Here is a 23,705-nt window from a genome sequence, read left to right as displayed (position 1 = left end):
GATGACCATGACCGAAGACCTGTTTACCCAGCCGCACCTGGCGGACCGCCACCGCGCGCAGACCGACCCGATTTTGCAGCTGGAAAACATCAACGTCAGTTTTGACGGATTTAAGGCGCTGACCAATTTGTCGCTCAATATCGGCGTCGGCGAACTGCGCTGCGTGATCGGCCCGAACGGCGCAGGGAAAACCACGCTGATGGACGTGATCACCGGCAAAACCAAACCACAAAGCGGCCGCGTTTATTACGATCAGCGCACCGATCTGACGAAGCTTGATCCGGTGCGCATCGCGCAGTCCGGCATCGGGCGGAAATTCCAGAAACCGACGGTGTTTGAAGCGCTGACGGTGTTCGAAAATCTGGAAATCGCGCAGAAAACCAATAAATCGGTGTGGGCGTGCCTGCGCGCCAAAATGAACAGCGAACAGCGCGACCGCATTGATGAAATGCTGGGCACGCTGCGTCTGGCGGCGGAACGCCATCGCCCGGCGGGGTTGCTGTCCCACGGTCAGAAACAGTTTCTGGAGATCGGCATGCTGCTGGTGCAGGAACCGCATTTATTACTGCTCGACGAACCGGCGGCGGGCATGACCGATGCCGAAACCGAATACACCGCCGAGCTGTTCAAACAGCTGGCGGGCAAACATTCGCTGATGGTGGTCGAGCACGATATGGGGTTTGTGGAAACCATCGCCGACCACGTGACGGTGCTCCATCAGGGGCAGGTGCTGGCCGAAGGTTCACTGCGCGACGTGCAGGCCAACGAGCAGGTTATCGACGTGTATTTAGGGCGCTGAGGAATCGCATTATGTTGCAGGTAAATGAACTGAATCAGTTTTACGGCGGCAGCCACATTCTGCGCGGCCTGTCTTTTGAGGCAAAAATCGGCGAAGTGACGTGCCTGCTCGGGCGCAACGGCGTCGGCAAAACCACGCTGCTGAAATGCCTGATGGGGCTGATCCCGGCGAAATCCGGCACCATCAGCTGGCAAAATCAGGTGATCAATTCCCGCAAACCGCACCAGCGTGTGCAGGCGGGAATTGCCTACGTCCCGCAGGGACGCGAAATTTTTCCGCGCCTGACCGTCGAAGAAAATCTGCTGATGGGTCTGTCGCGTTTTTCCGGCAGCCAGGCAAAGCAGGTGCCGGATGAAATCTACCATCTGTTTCCGATCCTGCTGGAAATGAAACACCGACGCGGCGGGGATTTGTCCGGCGGCCAGCAACAACAGCTGGCGATTGGCCGCGCGCTGGCCTGCAAACCGAACCTGCTGATCCTCGACGAACCGACCGAAGGCATTCAGCCGTCGGTGATCAAAGAAATCGGTGCGGTGATTAAACAGCTCGCCGCCCGCGGCGACATGGCGATCCTGCTGGTCGAACAATTCTACGATTTCGCCGCCGAACTGGCCGACAGCTATCTGGTGATGTCGCGCGGCAGCATCGTCAAACGCGGTCGCGGGGAGGAAATGGAGGTCGAAGGCGTGCGGGGGCTGGTGGCGATCTAGCGCTCATCACACTCCTTCAACAAAAAACTTCTCGCCAGCGGCGGGTCAGCATCAAATTATTTGCTGCTCGCCGTCGCGGTTTGCGGCATCTCACACTTCTTTCCGGCTAAAAATCCTGCTGCAAAATATTCGGCGCTCACCGGAAAATCATTTCGCTGTCACCCTTTCATCGCCTCTTTATACTTGCGCACAGGTACTTCTTTTCCCCACATCGGATGTTCAGGAGAGTAACGATGACTACGCATCAATTTCAGGCAGAACCCTTCCCGTTAGCCTTTGACCCGCAAACGACGGCGTTAGTGATGATTGATATGCAACGCGATTTCGTTGAGCCCGGCGGGTTTGGCGAAGCGCTGGGCAACGACGTGTCGAAAGTGCGCACGGCGATTGCGCCGTGCAAAAAAGTGCTGGATGCCGCCCGCGCGCAGGGAATGCTGGTCATTCACACCCGCGAAGGCCATCGTGCCGATCTGAGCGATTGTCCTCCGGCTAAACTGACCCGTGGCGGCCAGACGTTTATCGGCACTGACGGTCCGATGGGTCGCATTCTGGTGCGCGGCGAAGCCGGTCACGACATCATTCCTGAGCTGTATCCGGTTGCCGGTGAGCCGGTTATCGATAAGCCAGGCAAAGGCGCGTTTTATCAGACTGATCTGCATCTGGTGCTGCAAAACCACGGTATCAGAACCCTGATTGTCTGCGGTGTGACTACCGAAGTGTGCGTCACCACCACCGTGCGCGAGGCCAATGACCGTGGCTTTGAATGCATTATTCCTCAGGACTGCGTCGGATCTTATTTCCCGGAATTCCAGAAATCCGCGCTGGAAATGATCAAAGCGCAGGGCGCGATTTTCGGCTGGGTCAGCGACGCGAACGCCATCATCAACGGCTTAAAGGCATAACGTGCAACTGCCCGTCGTCTCGCTCGGCTATCTGGCTAAATACCGCCTCGCGCAGCCGCTGACGGCGCACAGCCGCTTTCAGCATGCAATGAATCTGATGGCGGATGACGGGCAGTTACTGACGCTGCTCGATGCCAGCCGCTACCCGAATTTGCCGGATGCCATCCGGGTTCAGCTTCCACACGGCTGGGACTGGCGGCGGATGACCGGCGAATTAACCGGGCTGGATCACGCAGAAATCTGGCAGCCGCAGATAACGCCGGTGCCACCCGAACAGCGGCCACAACACTACGCCACGCTGGTGAAAGCGCTGATCAGGCAGCCGGTGGAAAGTGAACTGATGCTGCTGCCCGGCGGTGACAGCACGAAGCGCCAGCCGCATATTTTTGCGCAGGACAGCACAGAAAAGCTGACGTTTCAGGTGTTACGGCTGATCGGCTTCGGCGGCGGGCTGACGCCGGACGGCGACGATTATCTGCTCGGTTATCTGGCCGGATTGTGGCGCTGGCAGACGGAGCCGCGCATCGCCCGACATTACCGGCTGATGCAGGAGATCATCGCCAGCCATCTGACGCGCACCAACGATATCAGCGCGCATTACCTGCGCCGCGCGCTGGACGGGCATTTCTCTGAGCCGCTTTGTGACCTGCTGATGCTGCTGGCCACACCGGCCAGCGACGACATAGTGCGCAGCGCGGCGCAGAACGTCATGCAGTTTGGTGCCAGTTCAGGCACTGACTGTCTGGCAGGCCTTCTGCACGGAATGCGCACGCTACAGACCACGTTGTAACTCACTCTTTTTCTCTTCATGCCGGTTGCCCCTGCGCGCCGGCAGGGGATCCCTTTGCCTGAAAAAACAGGCAGTAAGCACAGGTATTAGTTATGAGTGTCATTTCTCAGGTTTTCAGCAATATGTATCAGGACTCGGTGTCGCTGATGCAAATCTCCGCCAACATCAGCAAACAGCCGGGCATCGAACAGGCCTCTGTGGTGATGGGCACGCAAACCAATCTGGCGCAGCTGGCGGATGCCGGTCTGGGTCAGGGCATGAAAGCCGGTCCAAACGATTTGATTATTGCGGTCAAAGGCGATGAAGCGGCCTGTCAGAAAGCCATGACGCTGGCGCGCGAACTGCTCAGCAGCAAACCGCAGGAAGCCGCCACAGACGGCGTTTTCGCGCCAAATTTGGTGAGTCTGGATATGGCGCTGGAACGCCATCCCGACATCAATCTGGCGCTGATTTCCGTGCCCGGTGATTACGCCGCCGCCGAGGCGATTAAGGCGCTGCAACTGGACATGAACGTGATGCTGTTCAGCGATAACGTCAGTCTGACGCAGGAAAAGCAGATCAAAACGCTGGCGCGCGAAAAGAACCGGCTGGTGATGGGGCCGGACTGCGGCACCGCGATCATCAACGGGATGCCGCTGGGTTTCGCTAACGTCGTGAAACGTGGCGCGATCGGCGTGGTCGGCGCGTCCGGTACCGGCGTGCAGGAAGTCACCTGCCGTGTGGATCATCTCGGCGCGGGGATCTCTCAGGCACTCGGCACCGGCGGCCACGACCTGCATGAAGAGATCGGCGGCATTTCCATGCTGCACGGCCTGAACATGCTGGCAGGCGATCCGGATACCAAAGTGATTGTGCTGATTTCCAAACCCCCGGCCCGCGCCGTCGCCGAACGCATCCTGGAACAGGCCAGCGCCTGCGGCAAGCCGGTGGTGGTGAATTTCCTCGGCGCAGATGCGGCAGATATCGCCCGCGATCGCGTTTTCCCGGCAACCACTCTCGCAGAAGCCGCCGATAAGGCAGTGGCGCTGCTCGGCGGCAGGCCATCCGTGACGGCTTTCGGTGAAATCATCCGCCCTGAGCAATGTCACGCCTTACCGGCGACACGCACCGATATTCGCGGCGTCTTTGCCGGAGGCACTTTCTGTTATGAAAGCCAGCTGATTTGTCAGCAACAGGGTTTTCACGCCGCATCTAATACGCCGGTTACCGGCAACAAAAAACCGGATGACGTGTGGCGCAGCCGCGGTCACACCCTGATCGACATGGGCGACGACGATTACACCCGTGGCAAACCGCACCCGATGATCGACCCGACGCTGCGCAATCAGCGCATTGCCGCCGAACTCAGTGATCCGCAAACCGCCGTTCTGCTGTTCGATCTGGTGCTCGGTTATGGCGCGGCCGCAGAACCGGCAGCGGAATTACTGGAAATCCTCGCACAGCATCCGCGCGATCAGCGTCCGCTGCTGGTCGCCCACGTCTGCGGCACCGAAGCCGATCCGCAACAACGTTCACGTCAGATCGACGCATTGCGCCAGGCAGGTGTGGTGATTGCTGAATGCAACGCACAGGCCGCGCTGTGGGCCAGCCAGATTGCCCGCATTCAGGCAGAAAAGAAGGGAGAAAAATAATGAATACGTTACTTAATCAGCCACTTTGCGTGGTCAATGCCGGTCTGAACAGCTTTGCTGAAAACCTGAAAACCGCCGGTGGCGACGTGGTGCCGCTGAGCTGGCAGCCGCCTGCGCTGGGCGATATCGCTGCCGGTCTGAGTCTGGCGGAATTGCTGCGCCATCCGCTGGTCGAAAAAGCTAACGACGTGGCGTTCGCCCGCTATCTCAGCGCGCAACCGGCGCTGGTGGATGTGCTGGCCGCGCGCGAGGCCATTCCGGCCATGAGCGAACGCAAACTCATTCTGCATTCCGGCCCGCCTATCGCCTGGCAAGACATGTGCGGCCCGGTGAAAGGCGCGATTATCGGCGCGGTGATTTACGAAGGCTGGGCAACCGGTCATCAGAATGCAGAGCAGATGATTGAAGCGGGCAACATTGCGCTCGAGCCTTGTCACCACTATCACGCGGTCGGTCCGATGGCCGGTATTATCAGCCCGTCGATGCCGCTGTGGGTGATTGAAAACAAAACCAACGGCAAACTGGCATTCAGCAATTTCAACGAAGGTCTTGGCAAAGTTTTACGCTTTGGCGCCAATAACGAAGAAGTTCTGGATCGTCTGCGCTGGATGGCAAAAGAGCTGGCTCCGGCGATGAAAGCGGCGGTGCTAAAACTCGGTGAGATGGAACTGAAACCGCTGATGGCGCAGGCGCTGCACATGGGCGATGAAGTGCATAACCGCAATGCGGCAGCCACCGGTTTGCTGATCAAGCGTCTGGTTCCGGCGCTGCTGGAATGCAATTTGCCCGCTGAACAGCTTCAGCGCTGCGTGGCGTTTATCACCGGTAACGATCACTTCTTCCTCAATTTGTCGATGGCGGCCTGTAAGGCAATGATGGATGCGGCGGCGGACGTGCCTTACAGCTCGATGGTCACGGTAATGGCGCGTAACGGCGTTAACTTCGGCATACGTCTTTCCGGCACCGGCGACCGCTGGTATCAGGCTCCGGCCAATCCGGTAGAAGGCCTGTTCTTCCCCGGTTACGGCGTGGAAGATGCCGCCGCCGATCTGGGCGACAGCGCGATCACCGAAACCGCCGGTGTCGGCGGCTTCGCGATGGCGTCGTCTCCGGCCATCGTCAAATTTGTCGGCGGCACGCCTGCGGATGCCTCCAGTAACAGCCGTAAAATGCAGCTGATCACTCTCGGCGGCAATCCGGCATTTACCCTGCCCGCACTGAACTTCGCGCCGACGGCGGCAGGCATCGACGCCCGTAAAGTCGCCGACCGCGCCATCCTTCCGATCATCAATACCGGTATCGCCCACAAACTGGCGGGTGTCGGCCAGATTGGCGCGGGGATCACTACCGCACCGATGTCCTGCTTTACCGATGCACTTCAGGCGCTTTCTCAGGAGATCCCGGCATGAACACACCTTTAGCCGTAGTGGCCGTCGGCGGAAACGCCCTGATCGCCGATGAACACAAAAACAGTATTCCCGATCAGTATCAGGCGGTGATTGAGAGCGTGCGTCCGGTTGTGGACATGATTGAAGCGGGCTGGGACGTTGTGCTCACGCATGGTAATGGCCCGCAGGTCGGGTTTATTCTGCGCCGTTCAGAGCTGGCTGCCGGTGAAGTGGCGCCGGTGCCGCTTGATTACGCGGTCGGCGATACGCAGGGGGCGATTGGCTATATGTTCCAGAAAGCCCTGCTGAACGAGCTGCAAAAACGCGGCATTTCGCGCCCGGTCGTGGCGCTGGTAACGCAAACGCTGGTCAGCGCGCAGGATCCGGCGTTTCAAAATCCGGTTAAACCGGTCGGCGCATTTATGGATGAAGCGACCGCCCGTCAGCGTCAGCAGGAACTCGGCTGGACCATCGCCGAAGACGCCGGACGCGGCTGGCGCAGAACCGTGCCTTCGCCACTGCCGCTCGACATTTTAGAGCGCCAGACCCTAAGCACGCTGCTGGCACAGGGCTGCATTGTGATTGCCTGCGGCGGCGGCGGTATTCCGGTGGTACGCGATGAGCATCAGCAACTGACGGGCGTGGAAGCGGTGATTGATAAGGATCTGGCGTCAGCGCTGTTAGCGGAACAACTCGGTGCGGATTTACTGCTGATCCCGACCGGCGTGAAACAGGTCGCCGTGAATTTTGGCACGCCGCAGCAGCAATGGCTGAGCAATCTCAGCGTGGAACAGGCCGAAACGTTTATTCGCGAAGGGCAATTTGGCGCGGGCAGCATGCAGCCGAAAGTCGAGGCCATCGTGAAATTTATCAACAACAGCCAGCAACAGGGAAAACACGCCAAAGGGCTGATCACCAGCCCGGAAGCGATTAAAGCCGCCCTGAATCATCAGACCGGCACCTGGATTTCACATAATTAAAATAAGGATATCAACATGGAAAACACTATTTTACTGGCAGTGAACGGCACGCTGATGCGCGGTCTGGAACTGAACCCGAACATGACCGGCGCGGGCGGCGTGTTCGTGCGCGAAGACAGCACCGATGCCCATTACCGTTTGTGGACCATCAACGACCGTCATCCGGGGATGATCCGCGTTCAGCAGGGCGGAAACACCGTCAGCCTGGAAATCTGGGCGCTGCCGCCCGCTTCTTTCGCCGCGTTGCTGAGCAGCGAACCGGCAGGACTGAGCATCGGTAAAGTGAAGTTGCAGGACGGCAGCGAAGTGCTGGGCGTTTTGGCAGAACCCTGGCTGGTGGAAGGACAAACCGACATCACCGCAACCGGCGGCTGGCGCCAGTATACCGGGCATCATCACACCCGCTGAGAGAACGGCCTTCACTGAAAAGGATTGGGTTATGCGTAAAACAGAAAATGCACCGAATACGGCGTCAGGCCTGCGTATCGCCATGATATTACTGGGCATTGCCGTCACACCGGTTTTACTTTCTTCATCAAGTTTAGGCAATCAGTTGTCAGGTTCGCAGCTGATTACCGTGGTGGCGCTCGGCGGAATTATCCTCACGCTGCTGGCGGCCATCACCATCTGCGTGGGTGAAAAAGCCCGCCTGCCGACCTACGGCATTGTGAAATATGCCTTCGGTGAAAAAGGCGCGGTGGCGATTAACATTCTGATGGCCGTCAGCCTGTTTGGCTGGATTGCGGTCACCGCCAATATGTTCGGCCATTCAGTCCATGATTTGCTGGCAGAGCATGGGCTGGACGTGCCCGTGCCGCTGCTGGTGACGCTCGGCTGCGGCGTGTTCGTTGCTTCGACGGCGTTCGGTTTTGCGGTCCTCGGCAAAATCGCGCAGGTCGCCGTGCCGGTGATTGCGCTGGTGCTGGTCTACATCCTGTATGTGGCGATGCACGGCCACGCGCCGGTGGCGGAAAGCCTCAGCCAGATGAACACCGGCGTGGCGGTGTCTACCGTGGTCGGCACCATTATTGTGCTGGTCGCGACATTGCCCGATTTCGGCAGTTTTGTGCATAACCGCAAACATGCGCTGATTGCCGCAGCCGCGGCGTTTCTGGTGGCGTATCCGCTGCTCTACTGGGCCGGTGCCATGCCGAGCGCGCTGAGCGGTCAGGGTTCCCTTCTCGGGGCGATGGCTGTTTTCGGCGCGGTGCTGCCGGCGGCGATGTTGCTGATTTTTGCCTGCATCACCGGCAATGCGGGGAATATGTTCCAGGGCACGCTGGTGGTTTCCACCCTGCTGACCCGTTTCCCTAAATGGCAGATTACGCTGGCGCTGGGCGTGCTTGCGGCGATTATCGGCAGCATGGACATCATGGCGTGGTTCATCCCGTTCCTGCTGTTTTTAGGGATCGCCACCCCGCCGGTGGCCGGGATTTATATCGCAGATTTCTTCCTGTACCGTCGCAACGGTTATCAGGCAGAGGTCCTGACCCGCGAGCCACAAATCAAGTTACTGACTTTTGTCGCCTGGCTGCTCGGTTCCGCCGTCGGTTTCATGACGGTGAAAGGCATGATGACGCTCACCACCATTCCGTCAGTGGATTCAATTCTGGTGGCCTGCGTGTGTTATGCGCTGTTTAGCCGGATGCAAAAGCACTGACGGCGAAAAGGGTAAAATACGGCATAATTAAGGAAATCCGTCATGACGACGGGTTTCCTTTTTTTATGGCAGGAGCGCCTTTGTATGCTGATTTCTGATGAAAGTATTCGTATCGTCCATCTGGTCGCGAAATACCAGAGCATTACCACCGCCGCCGATCAGCTGAACAAAGTCCCTTCTGCCATCAGCTATACCGTGAAAAAGCTCGAGGAAAGCCTCGGCGTGGCGCTGTTTATCCGCAAAGGCAATCACATTGAACTGACGCCTGCCGGGCACTATTTTATCCGCCACAGCAAAACCCTTCTGAGCGATCTCGATGCCCTGAAACGCAACACCGCCCTTATCCATGAAGGTGTCGAGCAGGAATTTATCATCGCGGTGAATAACATCGTGCCGGTGCCTGTGCTGGTGGATTTTATCAGTGCCTTTGAGCGGGCATTTCCCTCGACGCGGCTGTCGCTGAACGTTGAGGTCTACAACGGCTGCTGGGACGCGCTTTACAGCAAACGGGCCGATCTGGTGATTGGCGCGCCGCATAACGTGCCGGGCAGCGAAGGGGTGATCACCGAAAGTCTCGGCAAGCTGGAATGGGATTTTGTCGTCGGCCCGCAGCATCCGCTGGCAACGCTGATGCAACCGCTGACCAACGCCGAGCTGCGGCAGTATCCGGCGGTGTGCATTCGCGATACGGCAGTGAATTTTGCCCATCAGCAGGCGTGGCTGCTCGAGGGGCAAAAACCCTTGTTCGTCCCAGATTTTGCCATCGCCATTTCCCTTATCGAGCGCAATACCGGCATCGGCTATCTGCCTCATCACCTCGCCCTGCCGTTACTCAACAATGGCCGGCTGGTGAAAAAACCGATGCAGGAACATAAACATGCGACACAACTGTTCCTCGCCGCCCGCTCCGACGGCATGGGCAAAGTCTGCCAGTGGTGCCTCGATTATCTGCTGGAACCGGGCGTTAAGGGGGAATTGTGCGGGAAGTGAAGTGTCATCAAACCAGGTGGAGATGTTAATGCCAAAAATCAAAAGTCAGGAAGCGCTGGTACGCCAGCGTATGCGCGGGGTCATACTGGCGGTGCTGGTGATGGTTATCGCGGGGTGTTACCAGTGGTGGAAACAAGGGAAACTGATTTCCGAGCAGTGGAGCCCGAACAAAGAATATGTGGTGCGCGAATATAAGACCGTCGATTTTATCCCGCGCATGACCATGCCGGGCGATGGCGGCCATTACTCGGGCTATATGCGGGTTTATAACCGCGACGGCAAACAGTTTTATGAAGAGTATTCCGACCTGCTCGACTTTATCGAAGGCCCGTTCTGGGCGAAGGAAGGCGTGTACTGGATGGGCAATGAAAATCAGGACATCGTGCGCCTGCCGACGTCGCCGGTGGAGTAAATCACAGACACAAAAAAGCCGCGACAATGCGCGGCTTTTTTTTATTTTCAGGCGTAATGGCGAACCATTAACTTCTGATTTTGCGGTAGATAAACAGTACGACAATCGCACCGATCACCGCGACGACGAAGCTGCCGAAGTTGAAACCGTCTACGCGACCAAAGCCGAAGAAAGTACTGATGTAACCCCCGACCACAGCACCGACCACACCCAGGACTACGGTCAGAATGAAACCACCGCCATCTTTGCCCGGCATGATCCACTTAGCCAGAATACCTGCAATAAGACCAAAGATGATCCAGGATAAAATTCCCATTTTCGACTCCTCCGAATAAATTTCCGCTACCGTGAATATTGTTCAGCCAAGTCGGCCAAACAAATGCAGAATGATTGAAATCCTGCGGTTTGGGTGGCAGGTTTACTTTCATACCCCACGCACAACCCGTTTCTGATACTACCCTGAAAGCGTAGCACTCTTTAGACAAACCCGCCAAAAATCAGCAGGAAGGAGAAAACAGCAGCAAAGATGGGTGTTTTTACAGTCTGCGTCAGCATTATCGCGGTTTCGTCAGTTGCCCGCACAGGGACGTAAAATTGCGTAAAAAGTAGACCAAATATTTTGAACGACTTACTCAAATCAATCCGTTTTTCATCTCTGCGCATCAGGCTTATTATGCATCCATCGAAAGGCAACCACCTTTCAATCAAATAAACCTGAATGGAATACACATCATGAAAAACGTCAAAATTTTTGCTGTAGCTGCAACCCTCTCCCTGATTTCTTTCGGTAGCTTCGCGGCTCAGCAGGTGAATCAGCCGTCCGGTGACATGCAGAAAATCGGTGTTATCTCCGCTGCCAACTCAACCACCCTGAGCGGCCTGGAAACCAAACTGTCACAGCAGGCGAAAGAAGCCGGTGCTTCTTCTTACCGCATCATCTCCGTGACCGGTAACAACAAACTGCACGCTGACGCTGAAATCTACAAATAATCTCCTGCGATAAAACCCTCTGAAAAGCCTGTGGAAGTCTGACTTCCACAGGCTTTTTTTGTATTTACCTCTCCATCTTCAGATTTTCTTTATCCGCGCATTGCCACTTCCCGGTCAGATTCACTATTCTGATTTATCATTTCTGCACTCCGACTCACCACGATAAAACGCGAATAAAAAGGAATCCTGTCATGAAGACCCGTCTCAGCCATGCCCCGACCGAAAGCGATCTCGAGGAGATCAAAAGTGGCCTGCGTAATTTCAACAGAAACTTTATCCCTCAATCAAAATTCCGTGCGTTAGGGATTTTTGTGGAAGATGAAAAAGGCAACAAACAGGCGGGGATTGTGGCGGAAACCGTCGGGAATTGGATGTACATCCAGATGCTGTGGGTCGATGAATCGCTGCGTGGCAAAGATGTCGGCACGCAACTGATCACCGAAGCGGAAGAAGAGGCCAAAGCGCGGGGCTGTCGTTACTCACTGGTGGATACGTTCAGTTTTCAGGCGCGCCCGTTCTATGAACGCATGGGCTATCACATGCAAATGGCGCTGGAAGATTACATCGCCGATTCCCGCGCACCGGACGATGCGCCTTCCACGCACACCCGCTTTTTCCTGACGAAATCACTGTAAACGTCTTTAGCGCAGTCAGCCTGTGAGCTGACTGCGTCACTCATCTTATTTCGCGGAAAGCGCTAACCACGCCAAAACGGACGGGCGCTGCCACTGCGATTGGGCATAGGCGATGAGTTTTTCCGGCATCGGATCGCCGTTCAGACGCAGGCGGTTCAGCATCAGCGCCAGATCCACATCCGCAATGCTCCATTCACCAAACAGATTCGTTTTATCACCGAGCAAACGCTCTGCGGCATCGTAGAGTTTTTCGGCGGCCTGCTGGCCTTTGGCGGTCAGCGGCGGGCGTTTCGCGCCAGCGAACACCACTTCAGTGGAGCGTTCTTCGCGGATGGGCATCAGATCACTGCGCAACCAGGCCTGAACTTCGCGGGCTTTGGCGCGGTTTTCAGGATCAGCCGGATAAATGGCAGGAAACGTCGGGGCGGGAAACAGCTCATCGACATATTCATCAATCGCAGAAGATTCGGATAACACAAAGCTCCCGTTGGTTAACGTCGGTACGCGGCGGGTCACGGAAATCGCCGAATAGGTTTCTTTCAGGTTCTCCGCGTCAGCCAGATCCACCTTTTCCAGTTCGAAGGGGATGCCTTTTTCGGTCAGCGCGACAAAAGCGGACATCACGTAAGGGCTGTAAAAATTGGCGTCGGAATACAAAATCAGCGAAGGCTGGCTCATGGCAAACTCCTGAAAGAAATCAAACAAAGGAACAAAAACATAGCGCAGAAAGCGGGGTGTGTCGTTAAAAAGCCTTCCACCCGGAGGCAGAAGGCGGTGAAGCGTTATTTCAGCCGGAATACCTGCACGATCTCATTCAGGCGGCGGGCCTGATCTTCGAGAGATGCAGAGGCGGCAGACGCCTGCTGAACCAGAGCCGAGTTTTGCTGGGTGACGCCGTCCATTTCGTGCACGGCCTGCGTCACCTGGCTGATGCCGCGCGACTGTTCGTCCGACGCCGAGACGATTTCGCTCATGATGTCACGCACGTCAGTGATGGCCTTCATGATCTCTTTCATCGTCTCACCGGCATTTTTCACCAGCCCGACACCGTGATCGACGCGTGAGGTCGATTCTGCGATCAGCGCGGAAATCTCTTTGACCGCATCGGCGCTGCGTTGCGCCAGGCTACGCACTTCCGAGGCCACCACCGCGAATCCGCGCCCCTGTTCCCCTGCCCGTGCAGCTTCCACTGCCGCGTTCAGCGCCAGAATGTTAGTCTGGAAGGCAATGCCGTTAATCACCGATGTAATGTCGGCAATGCGACGGGAACTGTCGTCTATTTCGCCCATAATGCCGACAACGTCAGACATAATGCGATCGCCTTTACCGGCAATCGTTGTGGCATTTTCAGTGAGTTCCGTGGCGACATGCGCGTTATCGGCGTTCTGTTTTACGGTAGCGGTGAGCTGCTCCATACTCGCCGCCGTTTCTTCCAGCGCCGCCGCCTGTTGTTCGGTGCGCGAGGCCAGATCGATATTTCCTGCCGCAATCTGCGACGCGCCGCTGCCGACCGCATGGCTGGTGGAAATAATGTCCGTGACCACGTGGCGCAACTGCGCCTGCATGGTTTGCAGCGCGAAGAAGATGCTGGTGCGGTCGTTTTTCAGCGTCAGGATCGGATGCGTTAAATCGCCATCGGCCACCGTCAGCGCGATTTTCGCCGCATCTGCCGGCTCACCGCCGACCGGGCGCAGCACTTTGCGGGTAAAGATAATGCTGAGCACCGCAAACACCACCACAATGCTCAGCACCATCAGCACCAGCGCGGAATAGAGCTGGCGCGTGCTTTCCTTCATCACCGCGTTGACCGGCGCAACGATGCCCAGCATCCAGGGTGTACCGGTATCGCCAATCTGAATCGGCACAAACTCGGCAAAGGCGTTTTCACCCAGCACCGGATCCTGCTGTTCGCTGCTATAGGCCTGGCCGGTCTGAATACTTTTCAACAGCGACGCATCGTTTTCCAGCTTCTGCGTGACCTGATCTTTTTTTGGCGAAGAAAGGTAATGGCCGGACTGCGAAAACAGCATGGCGTAGCCGGTGCCCTGATAAGGTTTGATGCCGTTGACCATGGTCTGCAAGGTTTGCAGCGAGAAATCCGCCGTGACCGAACCGAGGAATTTTCCCTCCACGATGATCGGTACCGCGATCGACGTCAGCAGCGTTTCCACGCCGTTGTAGGGGTAGCTGTACGGCTCAAGAATCACCTCTTTTTTGAGTTTGCGCGGCAGCAGATAGTAATCACCGCTGCCCGGCGTTTCATAATCGGTGAGGTTGTGCAGCACCACGTTGCCACTGGTGTCGCGGTCAACATAACGGACGTAACGGCCATCCGGATCCTGCCCTGCCTGTGCGGCTAAGTCAGCGTCTTTCCCGTCGAACGCATCTGGCTCCCAGGCCAGAGACATCGACAGAAAATCCGGGTGATTTTTCAACGCATTTTGCAGCAAGGTATCGGCCAGTTTGCGGTCCGCATGCCCGGCTTCGCGCAGGCTTACCATGCTTTGCACCAGATCGCGGGCGGCATAGAGGGCGGTGTCGAGTTTCTGACGGGCGAGATAGCCGTCGGTATTGGCGGTTTGCTGGAGATAACGCCGGGCGATGTCGCGCTGCTGGTTGGCCGACTGCCAGCTGAGCAAGCCGACCGTAATGGTATAACCCAGGCTGATGGTGAGCAGCCCGACGATCAGCATCAGCGTGCGGGTACGCATCGGCGGTTTCTGTGGATGTACATGTTTCTTTGGCGCAGCCGTGGCCGCAGGTGAGAACGCCTGAATCTGACTCATAAAACTCCCCGGAACAGTCAACGTGCTGTGAAAAACTCACTGTGAAAAATGGGTTATCTGTCCCTGATACGTGGCCTCTGAGGATGAGCAGGAATTCCGTTATCGTCTGAATTATCGGCACAGACTGAGGATGCTTTAGCCACAACGGTAAAAATCCGTCGCGAAAAGATAAACGTTCGCATCCTGCCCACGGCTCCCTATACTGCTGTTATGTCGGCTGATTCAGACCTGTTCAGGAAACTCCTATGAAGTCATGGCTTTTACCTCTGTTGCTGCTCGCACCGCTGTGCTCGCAGGCGGCATCGACGCCGAAAGAAATCAAAACCCGCTTCAGCCAGTTTAAGGTGGGGGACAAGACCATTTGCCTAGACGAAGTGATCTACGCTGATAACAAAAAAATGAAGGTTATCGAGAACGGCTTTGTGGTGTCGAAGCGCAAAAACATGCTGATTTACCAGAGTAATACGCTGTTTTTGCTGGGTAATAACGTCACGGTTAACATCAAGGCGATCATTGAAAGCCGGATCGGCAAAACCTCATTCAGCAATCAGTTTAAGCAGGCGATGATTCAGGTCGAAGGGCTGGATGATCCGGCGCGGGCAGATGACAAAGCTAAGATTATTCAGTCATTTGAAAACGTGGTGGCCGATAAAGACAATCAGACGCCGTACAGTTCTGTGGCATTGACCGAAAAAGGCTACATCATCACGCAGGCCGAAGCCCATTCGACGACCATCAGTGAATGCTACGTGACGCCTTATAAAAAGCCGGATACCACAAAATAATTCAGAGGGAAATGATGACCGTATTAGTGCCAATGAACGCGGCGTTCTATGACGAATTTGCCGAACTGCTGGCAAAAGATTACGCCGGGGAGAATGTGACTGCCGGTCTTTGGGCCGCCGATACCGCGCTGGAACGCGCCCGTCATTCCATTCAGGCGTCGTTGCCGCAAGGGATTGAGACGCCGGATCATTATCTTTATGAGATCAAAACCGACGCGCAAAATGACAGGGTCGGCTATCTGTGGTTCGCCAACGTGGAGCGCTACAGAGTACACAGCGCCTTCGTTTATGAGCTGATGATTTATCCGCAGTTTCGCCGTCAGGGCCATGCCGCTGCGGCATTCCGGCTGATGGAACAGCGCCTGCGTGAAATGGGCAGTGCGGCGATCGAACTCAATGTGTTCGCCAGCAATCCCGCTGCGCAGGCGCTGTACGCCAGCCTTGGTTATGTCACCACGAAAATGACGCTGCGCAAGCCGCTTTAACGAATGTATTTCATAAAGTTAGTGGTCTGCCCCACCCGGTCGTAAAGTTTGCGGGCGGTGTGGTTGGTGGTTTGCGTCATCCAGTAGACGTTGGCTTTGTCGTTTTCATCAGCGTAAGCGTAGACCGCTTCAATCAGTTTCTGCCCGATCCCCAGCTTGCGCGCACTGTCATCGACGTACAAATCCTGCAAATACACCACCTGGCGCATATGCCAGCCGTGATCGTGATTAATGCAGTTCACCAGCCCGACCAGTTTGCCCTGACATTGCGCCACAAAACCGAACATGCTGGCGTAATCAGGCTGCGACAGCCGCTCGAATGTGTAATCAAACTGAGCCGGATCGAGTTTTGACTGGTAAAAATCCAGATAACTGCGCCAGAGAACCTCCCAGCTTTCGCGGTCAGCGGGCATTAACGGGCGGATCACAACATCTTGCGGCTGGCTCATCAGAGCATTCTCCTCACAAATAGAAAACGTTACGGACGTGACTGCGGGTAATGTATCAGGTCGTGGAAACGCACGGAATGCCCGCTGTTGTTGCGGTATGCATGCGGACAATCGGCAGCAAAACGCAGGGCTTCACCGGCGCGCAGCACTCGGGTGACGCCATCGACGGTCAGCGTCAGTTCGCCTTCAATCACAATCACATGCTCAATCACGCCGGCTTCGTGCGGTGTGGATTCACTGCACCCTTCCGGCTCGAGATCGATAACAAACATGTCCATGCGCAGCGTGGTATCGAACGGAAACAGCGGCACCACACGCATTCCCGAGGTGTCACTGTTGAACGTGGTCAGTAAGCCGTGGCGATGCAACGCCGCCGACTGCGCGGGCGGCGTTTCGAGAAATTCCGAAAACGAGACGTTCAGGCCGCTGGCGATTTTCCACAGCGTCGCGACGGTCGGGCTGGATTCACCGCGCTCAATCTGCCCGAGCATCGCCTTGCTGACACCGGTCTGTTCTGCCGTCTGGCTGAGGCTCCAGCCGCGCTCACTGCGCACGGCTTTCAGCTGGCTGCCAATATGGCGGGTAAGTTCCTGCATGGTGTCTCCTCTGCGACGATGATCGTTCATCGCGATTGTGCGTTATAACGCACAGTGATATCTTGAGCGCAACAGGTGTGCGCTATAACGCACAACAGCATAACGTCAGCGTCCGGTAACCAGAAGGATTTTCATAGATGGCCTCGCGTTTCAGTTGGCAGGATTTAACGTTTTCGGCGGTCATCGCCGGATTTGTCGCAGTATTGGTGGGGTACACCAGCTCGGCGGCGATTATCTTTCAGGCGGCGGAAGCCGCGGGCGCCACCGTGGCGCAGATTGGCGGCTGGCTGAGCATGCTCGGGCTGGGTATGGGCGTCACCAGCATCGGTTTATCGCTCTATTACCGCACGCCGGTGGTGACAGCCTGGTCAACGCCCGGCGCGGCGTTACTGGTCACCAGCCTGCCCGGCACCTCGATTAACGAGGCCATTGGCGTGTTTGTGTTTGCCACCGGCCTGATCCTGCTGTGCGGCGTGACCGGCCTGTTCGCCAAAATGATGCATTACATTCCGCAGGCGCTGTCGGCGGCGATGCTCGGCGGCATTCTGCTGCGCTTCGGGCTGAACGCCTTTACCTCGCTGCAAAGCAATTTTGCCCTCGCGGGCAGCATGTGTCTGGTGTATTTGCTGGCTAAACGCGCCCTGCCGCGCTATGCGGTGGTGCTCGCGCTGGCCGCCGGGCTGATTGTCGCCGGATGGCAGGGCGACATCGCCCTGCACGGCCAGTCGCTGACGTTCGCCGCACCGGCGTTTGTCATGCCCCATTTCACGTTGTCTTCGATTATCGGCATCGGCATTCCTTTCTTTATCGTCACCATGGCGTCGCAGAACGCGCCAGGCATTGCCACGCTGAAAGCCCACGGTTACAACCTGCCGGTATCACCGCTGATTTCATGGACGGCGCTGACAGCGCTGGTTTTGGCCCCGTTCGGCGGTTTTACCGTCTGTATCGCCGCCATTACCGCCGCAATTTGCATGGGCGAGGATATCCATCCCGATCCGAAAAAACGCTATATGGCCGCCGTTGCGGCAGGCGTTTTTTATCTGATTGCTGGCGTGTTTGGTGGATCCATCGGCATGATGTTTACCGCGCTGCCGGAAGTGCTGATCCACACCATCGCCGGACTGGCGTTGCTCGGCACCATTGCAGGCAGTCTGTACCGCGCACTGGAAAACGAAAGTCAGCGCGACGCGGCAATCATCACCTTTCTGATCACCGCATCCGGCGTCACGCTGCTGGGCATCGGTTCGGCATTCTGGGGGCTGGCGGGCGGTGTGATTACGCATCTGATCCTGAGCATTCCGGCGCGCAAGCGTGATAAATCCGCCGGGAAAGGTTGAGTCCGTTCAAGTTATGGGTAACAGGTTTTCGTAACACGGCGCAAAGTGATGGCGGTCACGTTTTCAGATCGGTAAACCCTCTTTACTGGAGCCAATCAGGCCCTTTAAAGAGCGAGAATTCCATGACTATTGCCACACAATCCTGCGTCGTCACCGGGAAAAAAGACGTCGCGGTGATCAACCAGACCCTCGATTACACCGGCCAGGGCACGCTGGTCAAAGTGACCCGCGGCGGCATCTGCGGCTCGGATCTGCATTACTACGAACACGGCGCCGTGGGTGATTTCAAAGTGCGCGAGGCGATGGTTCTCGGGCACGAAGTGGTCGGCGTGGTGGAGAAATCGGATAACCCGAATTTGCAGCCCGGCCAGAAAGTGGCGCTCAATCCGAGTAAACCGTGCAGAGCCTGTAAATATTGCCTGTCCGGCGACGAAAATCAGTGTACGACCATGAAGTTTTTCGGCAGCGCGATGTATTTTCCGCACATCAACGGCGCGTTCACGCAGTATAAAATTGTCGACAGCGATCAGTGTATTCCTTACGACAATCAGGTCAGCGACAGTCTGATGGTGTTCGCCGAACCGCTGGCCGTCGCCATTCATGCCGTGAATCAGGCGGGCGATATTCATGGCAAAACCGTGTTTGTTTCCGGCGTCGGCCCGATTGGTTGCCTGATCGTGCTGGCGGCGAAAGCCAAAGGCGCGGCGCAGATCGTGGTGACCGACCCGAGCGAACGCTGCCGCACGCTGGCACTGGCGGTTGGCGCAAGCAAAGCGCTGGACGCCGCGCAGGGCGATTTCAGCGAATATCAGGCAGAGAAAGGCTTCTTCGATGTCTCCTTTGACGCCTCCGGTCATCCGTCTTCCATCCGCCGTTGTCTGGAAGTGACCCGTGCACGCGGCACGCTGGTACAGGTCGGCATGGGGCCGGTGGTGAATGAATTTCCGCTGATGATGCTGATTGCTAAAGAAATTAACTGGGTCGGCAGCTTCCGTTTCACGGAAGAATTCAACACGGCAGTGGAATGGCTGGCGAATAAAACCGTCGATCCGATGCCTTTATTGTCGGCGGAATTCCCGCAGGAAAGTCTGGTGGACGCGCTGGAATTCGCGCTGGATAAATCCAAAGCCTCGAAAGTGCAGCTGGTTTTCTAGTCTGCCACCTCACTCACATTATCAAAACATCGTTTCATTTTATGATGTCCTCTGATTTTTAACCTCAGAGGATATTTGCATTATGGTGAAGGACAACGCGAAAAAGCAGGTCGCCCTGCTGCTGGCCGACGGTTTTGAAGAAGGCGAAGCGGTGATTGTGCTCGATATTCTCGAGCGACTGGACATTCAGGTCACCACGCTGGCATGCCAGAAAAGCCTGACGCTGCGCACCTATCACGGCATTCAGATGCAGGCTAACGCACTGCTTTCCGCGCAGGGCGACCGTTTATTCGATGCCGTGGTGATGCCCGGCGGCCCTGAAGGATCGGTGGCGCTAGCGGCCAGCAAAGAGGTGGTGGAATTTGTCCGCCGTCACGACGAGGCCGGTAAACTGATCTGCCCGCTGTGCTCCGCGGCCGCACGCGTGCTGGGCGGAAACGGACTGCTGAAAGGGCGTCGCTACGTCTGTTCCGGCGATTTATACCAAGATGTGAAAGACGGCGTGTACGTCAATCAGTCCTTCGTGGAAGACGGCAACTTACTGAGCGGCAAAGGATTAGGGCTGGCATTCGATTTTGCCTTCCAGCTGGCCTACCGCCTGACCGGCGACGCTGAAACCACTAATTTCCAGGCCGATCATATCGATTATCACCACTGGCGTGCCGACCAGAAACTCTGATTAAAATACTCAACGTCGGGCGGATGATGCAGATCGTCCGCCCCTGTCAGCATCATGTCCGTTTTTGGCATTCTCCCTTAAGTGTTTCAGGCGCAAACTGGCTTCACACTCATCTGATGGAGTCCGAAAATGGCACACAGCGCCCTGTTAAACATCGACGTTCAGCGTTCCTTCGAACAAAAAGATTTCTGGCAGCAGGATGATTTACCGGCTTTCAGTGCCGCCTTAACCCGCCTGATCGACGGCTGTCAGGCCCGCAACGTGCCGGTCATCGACGTCTTTCACGTCAATCCGGATGGCGTGTTTTCGCTGGATTCCGGGCTGGTAACGCCGATGTCTTTTCTCAGTCATCAGCCGCAACATGTGGTGCATAAACACGTCCACAATTCCCTGACCGAATCCGGCCTCGACGGCTGGCTGCGTGAAAACGACATCACGCATCTGATCATCGCCGGAATGCGTACCGAACAGTGCTGTGAAACCACGGCACGCGTGGCGTCCGATCTCGGTTATTCGGTGACGTTTGTGACAGAAGCAACGCTGACCTTCCCGATGACCCACGCCAGCGGCGTCACCCTGAGCGCTCAGGAGATCAAACTGCGTACCGAACTGGTGCTCGATGACCGCTTTGCCACTATCACCGACGTAGCCGGTGCGCTGGCGGAACTCGACCGCGCTGTGTGAAGATAGCGTTTTCCCCTGCACACGGATCAACACTATGCAGCGACATGTCTACTTTGTGACGCTCCCCGGCGTGATGGCGTTAGATCTCGCCGGCCCGGCGGAAGCGCTACGGCTGGCCGGGCAATTTACGCTGCATTACATCGGGCCACAGCCGGAAGTCGTGATGTCGACCGGTCTGACGGTCAGCCATTTACAGCCGCTGCCGGAAAGTCTGCCCAAGGGCAGTATTTTGATCATGCCGGGGGTGGCGGAATCCGCCGAAAACTTTGCCTCACCGGTCGCGCAAACAGCCTGCAACTGGCTGCATCAGCAGAAAAGCGCGATTGAAGCGGGAAGTTTAACGCTGGTGTGCATCTGCTCCGGCAGCCTGCTGGCCGGAAAAGCCGGGCTGCTCGACGGCTATCAGTGCACCACGCACCACGACGTGATCGAGCGCTTACGCCAGCAGGTGCCTGCTGCCCAGGTGAAAGATAACCGGATATTTGTTGAGGACCGTTTCGTGCTCACCAGTGCGGGCATCAGCGCCGGTATCGATCTGGCGCTGCATCTTATCGCCACGCATTCCGGGCCGCAGGCCGCGCTGGATGTCGCCCGCGAAATGGTGGTCTATTTCCGCCGCGCCGGCGATGATCCGCAGCTTTCCCCGTGGCTGCGTTACCGCAATCACCTGCACCCTGCCGTGCACCGCGCGCAAAACCTGATGGCCGCCGAACCAGAATCTCCCTGGCAGGTGGAAGACGTCGCCGCCAGAGCACACATCAGTAGCCGCCACCTCACCCGTCTGTTCCGCCAGCATCTGGGCATCAGCGTGCGCGACTACCACGAACAACTGCGCATCGCCGTCGCCCAACAACGCCTGCAACAAGGCGCGGGTATCGAAAAAGCCGCCCTCGCTGCCGGGTTTTCATCTGCAAGGCAATTGAGGCGGGCGCAGGAACGGTGGGGGTGACATAAGGCTGATTGCAAGCTGAGCAATAAGTGAGTAAAATTTTACCCACTGACGGTTTGTGGGACTGAATAGCCGGGCTAAACAGTACGTCAGTGTCTGCCTGTAAAGGCCGCTGGCCGTGCCGCGACAGGATGAAAATCTAAAGACCTCCGCCTGAAGCTGTTAAAAACAAAAAAGCGACCCTGAGTCGCTTTTTTGCTATCTGCGCCTTGTCGGCAGTTTCAATCCTTTCATTCTGGCATCAAAAATATGCCAGAAACTGAATCGTCCGTTTACCCCAACCGGCCCGGCCCATTTCTCTCTCGGATAACCTGTGATCACTTTTAACCGTATATCATTCTCAGGATGATTATTTTTTGTTATATCAAAAAACAAACAATAATCCACACCCATATAATGTTCTTCGAGGTAATAAAAATTTTCATGATGCTGATGCGGCGCCCTGCCCAATATTGCGTTATCGCCGATCAGTTTATTAATAAGTTCGGGTAAGCGGTAGGAATAAGAATACCGTTCCCGGCAGAAATATCGCCGGTGCTTACCAGGGCTGTGCGGATATATCCAGAGTTCTGACTCAGCCTGATGCGCCGTAACGCAATGATCAGTATAAACAATATAGACCCGCAACTGACGGACAGGATAATCATGACTGGCAGGCCTTACCGCGATAATCGTTGAAGCACGCAGATGCTCCAGCGTATAAACCTCACCGTTTATTTCAAAAGGCAGCCAGGATGTCATTATGTTTTGCCCGAATAAATGAAAATAAAGAGTATCCGTAAAAATAGGGCAAAGATAATGAAATAGATTAATCGTCATGAGATGCATTCTTATCATAATAAAAATGCACGCAGTAATTAATAATATAACGCACGATCATTCGCATCAATAATAAATATTCTTTCTCATTCAACTCACCCAGTTCCGTCTGTCTATTTTCCCCAGCCCCATCGCCAGTAATAAACCGCCGCCCAGGCCGCAGATAAACAGGTACGCGATATTCAGCAGCGGAGAGTGCGGGAAATCGAGATGCAGGCTGCGCAGGCCGATGATGATCAGGGCATGAAAGCCGTAAATGGCCAGTGAATGGCGGGAGATCAGCGCAAATCCCGGCAGGATGCGGTGGGTCAGCGCATTTTTGAAAATGATAAACAGCGAAATGGCGGAGATAAATACCAGCGGGCCGCTGTAGACGTAAAACGTGTCGGCGAAATTCTGGTTAATCTGCATTTGCCGGTAAGTGCCCGTGGCAACCGCCAGCGTGCTGAGAATGAACATGCCGCTGGCCGCCAGCGTGACCGGCGTTTTTTCGGTATTCATCTGGCTGAGGGCGCGCCCCATCAGGGCATACAGCACGTAATAGAAAGTATCGCCGCTGATGTACAAATCCAGCGGCAGGAGGTGGATTTTCTGCCACGTGATGGCCGGAAGTTGCGGGTTCGCCAGAACGCCGAGCAGAAGCCCGGCGATCAGCAGATATTTTCCGGAGACGGCTTTAACGTTAATCAGCGGGGAAAGCAGGTAAATCACGATGATCGCGTAGAAGAACCAAAGATGATAAAACACCGGTTTTTCGAGGATCAGTCGCAGAGACGGCCAAAATCCGATTTTTGTCATCGTGAGAATATAAATCAGCGAGACAGCGCTGTAGAACAGCAGGCATAACGTGACGCGCAGAAAATGCCGTTTTTGCGCGCTCTTTTCGCCGAAAAACAATGCGCCGGAAATCATAAAGAACAGCGGCACACAGACACGCGAAGCCGAATTGAGCAGGTTAGCCACCGTCCATTCCGCGGTATGCACCGCAGCGAAATTGACCACCAGTGACGTGCTGGCGTGAACCATCACCACCATCATGCAGGCGAGCGCGCGCAGATTATCTATCCAGCTTATTTTTTCGCTCATTACCTG

Annotated in this window: 26 protein-coding genes and 1 pseudogene; 20 read left to right on the top strand and 7 right to left on the bottom strand. The window is 56.1% G+C overall.

All coding sequences use genetic code 11. The features are described 5' to 3' along the window. Position 1: 1 nt before the first annotated feature. The 11 genes from urtD (at position 2) to J1779_RS15875 (ending at position 10,262) form a co-directional block, all read left to right on the top strand. Complete coding sequence (gene urtD / locus J1779_RS15925; protein WP_056777157.1) at positions 2-799, top strand: urea ABC transporter ATP-binding protein UrtD; 798 nt, start codon at positions 2-4, stop codon at positions 797-799. 11 nt (positions 800-810) lie between these two features. Continuing rightward, positions 811-1,509, top strand: coding sequence for an urea ABC transporter ATP-binding subunit UrtE (gene urtE / locus J1779_RS15920; protein ID WP_183849874.1), 699 nt, complete (start codon positions 811-813; stop codon positions 1,507-1,509). Positions 1,510-1,742: 233 nt separating this feature from the next. Then, a complete protein-coding gene (locus J1779_RS15915; RefSeq protein WP_136376848.1) occupies positions 1,743-2,411 on the top strand; it encodes a cysteine hydrolase family protein in 669 nt (222 codons plus the stop codon). A gap of 1 nt (position 2,412) precedes the next feature. Beyond that, the gene (locus J1779_RS15910) at positions 2,413-3,201 is read left to right on the top strand and encodes an oxamate carbamoyltransferase subunit AllH family protein (RefSeq protein ID WP_217204225.1); all 789 of its coding nucleotides are present in this window, start codon (positions 2,413-2,415) and stop codon (positions 3,199-3,201) included. Positions 3,202-3,293: 92 nt separating this feature from the next. Continuing rightward, a complete protein-coding gene (gene fdrA / locus J1779_RS15905; protein ID WP_217204224.1) occupies positions 3,294-4,832 on the top strand; it encodes an acyl-CoA synthetase FdrA in 1,539 nt (512 codons plus the stop codon). Beyond that, positions 4,832-6,241 carry a YlbE family protein gene (locus tag J1779_RS15900; protein WP_122097182.1) on the top strand — a complete coding sequence of 470 codons (1,410 nt, stop codon included), beginning with the start codon at positions 4,832-4,834 and terminating at the stop codon, positions 6,239-6,241. Before fdrA ends, J1779_RS15900 begins: the two co-directional genes overlap by 1 nt. After that, positions 6,238-7,200, top strand: a complete 963-nt coding sequence (gene arcC / locus J1779_RS15895) for a carbamate kinase (protein ID WP_183849882.1) — start codon at positions 6,238-6,240, stop codon at positions 7,198-7,200. The genes J1779_RS15900 and arcC overlap by 4 nt, the downstream gene beginning before the upstream one ends. Positions 7,201-7,215: 15 nt before the next feature. Further along, positions 7,216-7,608: an allophanate hydrolase-related protein gene (locus tag J1779_RS15890; protein WP_056775786.1), complete on the top strand. Its 393-nt coding sequence runs from the start codon at positions 7,216-7,218 to the stop codon at positions 7,606-7,608. A gap of 31 nt (positions 7,609-7,639) precedes the next feature. Beyond that, entirely contained in the window at positions 7,640-8,860 is a 1,221-nt protein-coding gene (locus tag J1779_RS15885) for a cytosine permease (RefSeq protein WP_217204223.1), read from the top strand. An 84-nt stretch (positions 8,861-8,944) separates the two neighbouring features. Beyond that, on the top strand, positions 8,945-9,850 hold the full coding sequence (locus J1779_RS15880; RefSeq protein WP_217204222.1) for a LysR substrate-binding domain-containing protein: 906 nt from the start codon (positions 8,945-8,947) through the stop codon (positions 9,848-9,850). Between the two features lie 28 nt (positions 9,851-9,878). Beyond that, the gene (locus J1779_RS15875; protein WP_136375840.1) at positions 9,879-10,262 is read left to right on the top strand and encodes a hypothetical protein; all 384 of its coding nucleotides are present in this window, start codon (positions 9,879-9,881) and stop codon (positions 10,260-10,262) included. A 67-nt stretch (positions 10,263-10,329) separates the two neighbouring features. On the opposite strand, the gene J1779_RS15870 is transcribed toward J1779_RS15875, so the two are convergent. Continuing rightward, positions 10,330-10,578 (bottom strand): GlsB/YeaQ/YmgE family stress response membrane protein, encoded by a 249-nt coding sequence (locus tag J1779_RS15870; RefSeq protein ID WP_056775793.1) that lies wholly within the window; start codon positions 10,576-10,578, stop codon positions 10,330-10,332. A 416-nt stretch (positions 10,579-10,994) separates the two neighbouring features. Between J1779_RS15870 and bhsA the strand changes: the two genes are divergently transcribed. Together bhsA and J1779_RS15860 are read left to right on the top strand one after the other, a co-directional pair. After that, complete coding sequence (gene bhsA / locus J1779_RS15865; RefSeq protein WP_217204221.1) at positions 10,995-11,252, top strand: multiple stress resistance protein BhsA; 258 nt, start codon at positions 10,995-10,997, stop codon at positions 11,250-11,252. 191 nt (positions 11,253-11,443) lie between these two features. Continuing rightward, positions 11,444-11,887: a GNAT family N-acetyltransferase gene (locus J1779_RS15860; RefSeq protein WP_217204220.1), complete on the top strand. Its 444-nt coding sequence runs from the start codon at positions 11,444-11,446 to the stop codon at positions 11,885-11,887. A gap of 45 nt (positions 11,888-11,932) precedes the next feature. On the opposite strand, the gene yfcF is transcribed toward J1779_RS15860, so the two are convergent. Both yfcF and J1779_RS15850 read right to left on the bottom strand, forming a co-directional pair. Next, positions 11,933-12,565, bottom strand: coding sequence for a glutathione transferase (yfcF, locus tag J1779_RS15855; protein ID WP_056775806.1), 633 nt, complete (start codon positions 12,563-12,565; stop codon positions 11,933-11,935). A gap of 104 nt (positions 12,566-12,669) precedes the next feature. Beyond that, positions 12,670-14,598 (bottom strand): methyl-accepting chemotaxis protein, encoded by a 1,929-nt coding sequence (locus J1779_RS15850; protein ID WP_238485185.1) that lies wholly within the window; start codon positions 14,596-14,598, stop codon positions 12,670-12,672. Positions 14,599-14,918: 320 nt separating this feature from the next. Between J1779_RS15850 and J1779_RS15845 the strand changes: the two genes are divergently transcribed. Together J1779_RS15845 and J1779_RS15840 are read left to right on the top strand one after the other, a co-directional pair. Continuing rightward, entirely contained in the window at positions 14,919-15,458 is a 540-nt protein-coding gene (locus J1779_RS15845; RefSeq protein ID WP_217204219.1) for a hypothetical protein, read from the top strand. An 11-nt stretch (positions 15,459-15,469) separates the two neighbouring features. Beyond that, positions 15,470-15,943, top strand: coding sequence for a GNAT family N-acetyltransferase (locus J1779_RS15840; RefSeq protein WP_235533436.1), 474 nt, complete (start codon positions 15,470-15,472; stop codon positions 15,941-15,943). Here J1779_RS15840 and J1779_RS15835 read toward each other — a convergent pair. Next, complete coding sequence (locus tag J1779_RS15835; protein WP_056775813.1) at positions 15,940-16,392, bottom strand: GNAT family N-acetyltransferase; 453 nt, start codon at positions 16,390-16,392, stop codon at positions 15,940-15,942. The two genes, J1779_RS15840 and J1779_RS15835, sit on opposite strands and share 4 nt — an antisense overlap. 29 nt (positions 16,393-16,421) lie before the next feature. Then, positions 16,422-16,988: a helix-turn-helix domain-containing protein gene (locus J1779_RS15830; RefSeq protein ID WP_217204218.1), complete on the bottom strand. Its 567-nt coding sequence runs from the start codon at positions 16,986-16,988 to the stop codon at positions 16,422-16,424. A 137-nt stretch (positions 16,989-17,125) separates the two neighbouring features. Here J1779_RS15830 and J1779_RS15825 point away from each other — a divergent pair, with 137 nt between their 5' ends. The 5 genes and pseudogenes from J1779_RS15825 to J1779_RS15805 all read left to right on the top strand — a co-directional run bounded on the left by J1779_RS15825 (position 17,126) and on the right by J1779_RS15805 (position 21,794). Further along, a complete protein-coding gene (locus tag J1779_RS15825) occupies positions 17,126-18,328 on the top strand; it encodes a benzoate/H(+) symporter BenE family transporter (protein ID WP_217204217.1) in 1,203 nt (400 codons plus the stop codon). A gap of 122 nt (positions 18,329-18,450) precedes the next feature. Beyond that, complete coding sequence (gene idnD, locus J1779_RS15820; RefSeq protein ID WP_217204216.1) at positions 18,451-19,482, top strand: L-idonate 5-dehydrogenase; 1,032 nt, start codon at positions 18,451-18,453, stop codon at positions 19,480-19,482. An 82-nt stretch (positions 19,483-19,564) separates the two neighbouring features. Beyond that, positions 19,565-20,161, top strand: coding sequence for a DJ-1/PfpI family protein (locus J1779_RS15815; RefSeq protein WP_217204215.1), 597 nt, complete (start codon positions 19,565-19,567; stop codon positions 20,159-20,161). A gap of 129 nt (positions 20,162-20,290) precedes the next feature. Continuing rightward, positions 20,291-20,833 (top strand): annotated as a pseudogene (locus J1779_RS15810) (isochorismatase family protein); the annotation flags it as partial. A 46-nt stretch (positions 20,834-20,879) separates the two neighbouring features. Beyond that, positions 20,880-21,794: a GlxA family transcriptional regulator gene (locus J1779_RS15805; RefSeq protein ID WP_217204213.1), complete on the top strand. Its 915-nt coding sequence runs from the start codon at positions 20,880-20,882 to the stop codon at positions 21,792-21,794. Positions 21,795-21,992: 198 nt separating this feature from the next. On the opposite strand, the gene J1779_RS15800 is transcribed toward J1779_RS15805, so the two are convergent. After that, positions 21,993-22,613, bottom strand: coding sequence for a hypothetical protein (locus tag J1779_RS15800; RefSeq protein WP_238485179.1), 621 nt, complete (start codon positions 22,611-22,613; stop codon positions 21,993-21,995). A 90-nt stretch (positions 22,614-22,703) separates the two neighbouring features. Beyond that, positions 22,704-23,699, bottom strand: a complete 996-nt coding sequence (locus J1779_RS15795; RefSeq protein WP_217204212.1) for an acyltransferase — start codon at positions 23,697-23,699, stop codon at positions 22,704-22,706. Positions 23,700-23,705: the final 6 nt, after the last annotated feature.

It is taken from the genome of Rahnella rivi, assembly GCF_019049655.1.
In the GTDB taxonomy this organism is placed as follows: domain Bacteria; phylum Pseudomonadota; class Gammaproteobacteria; order Enterobacterales; family Enterobacteriaceae; genus Rahnella; species Rahnella rivi.
This window is presented reverse-complemented; position numbering and strand designations above follow the sequence as displayed.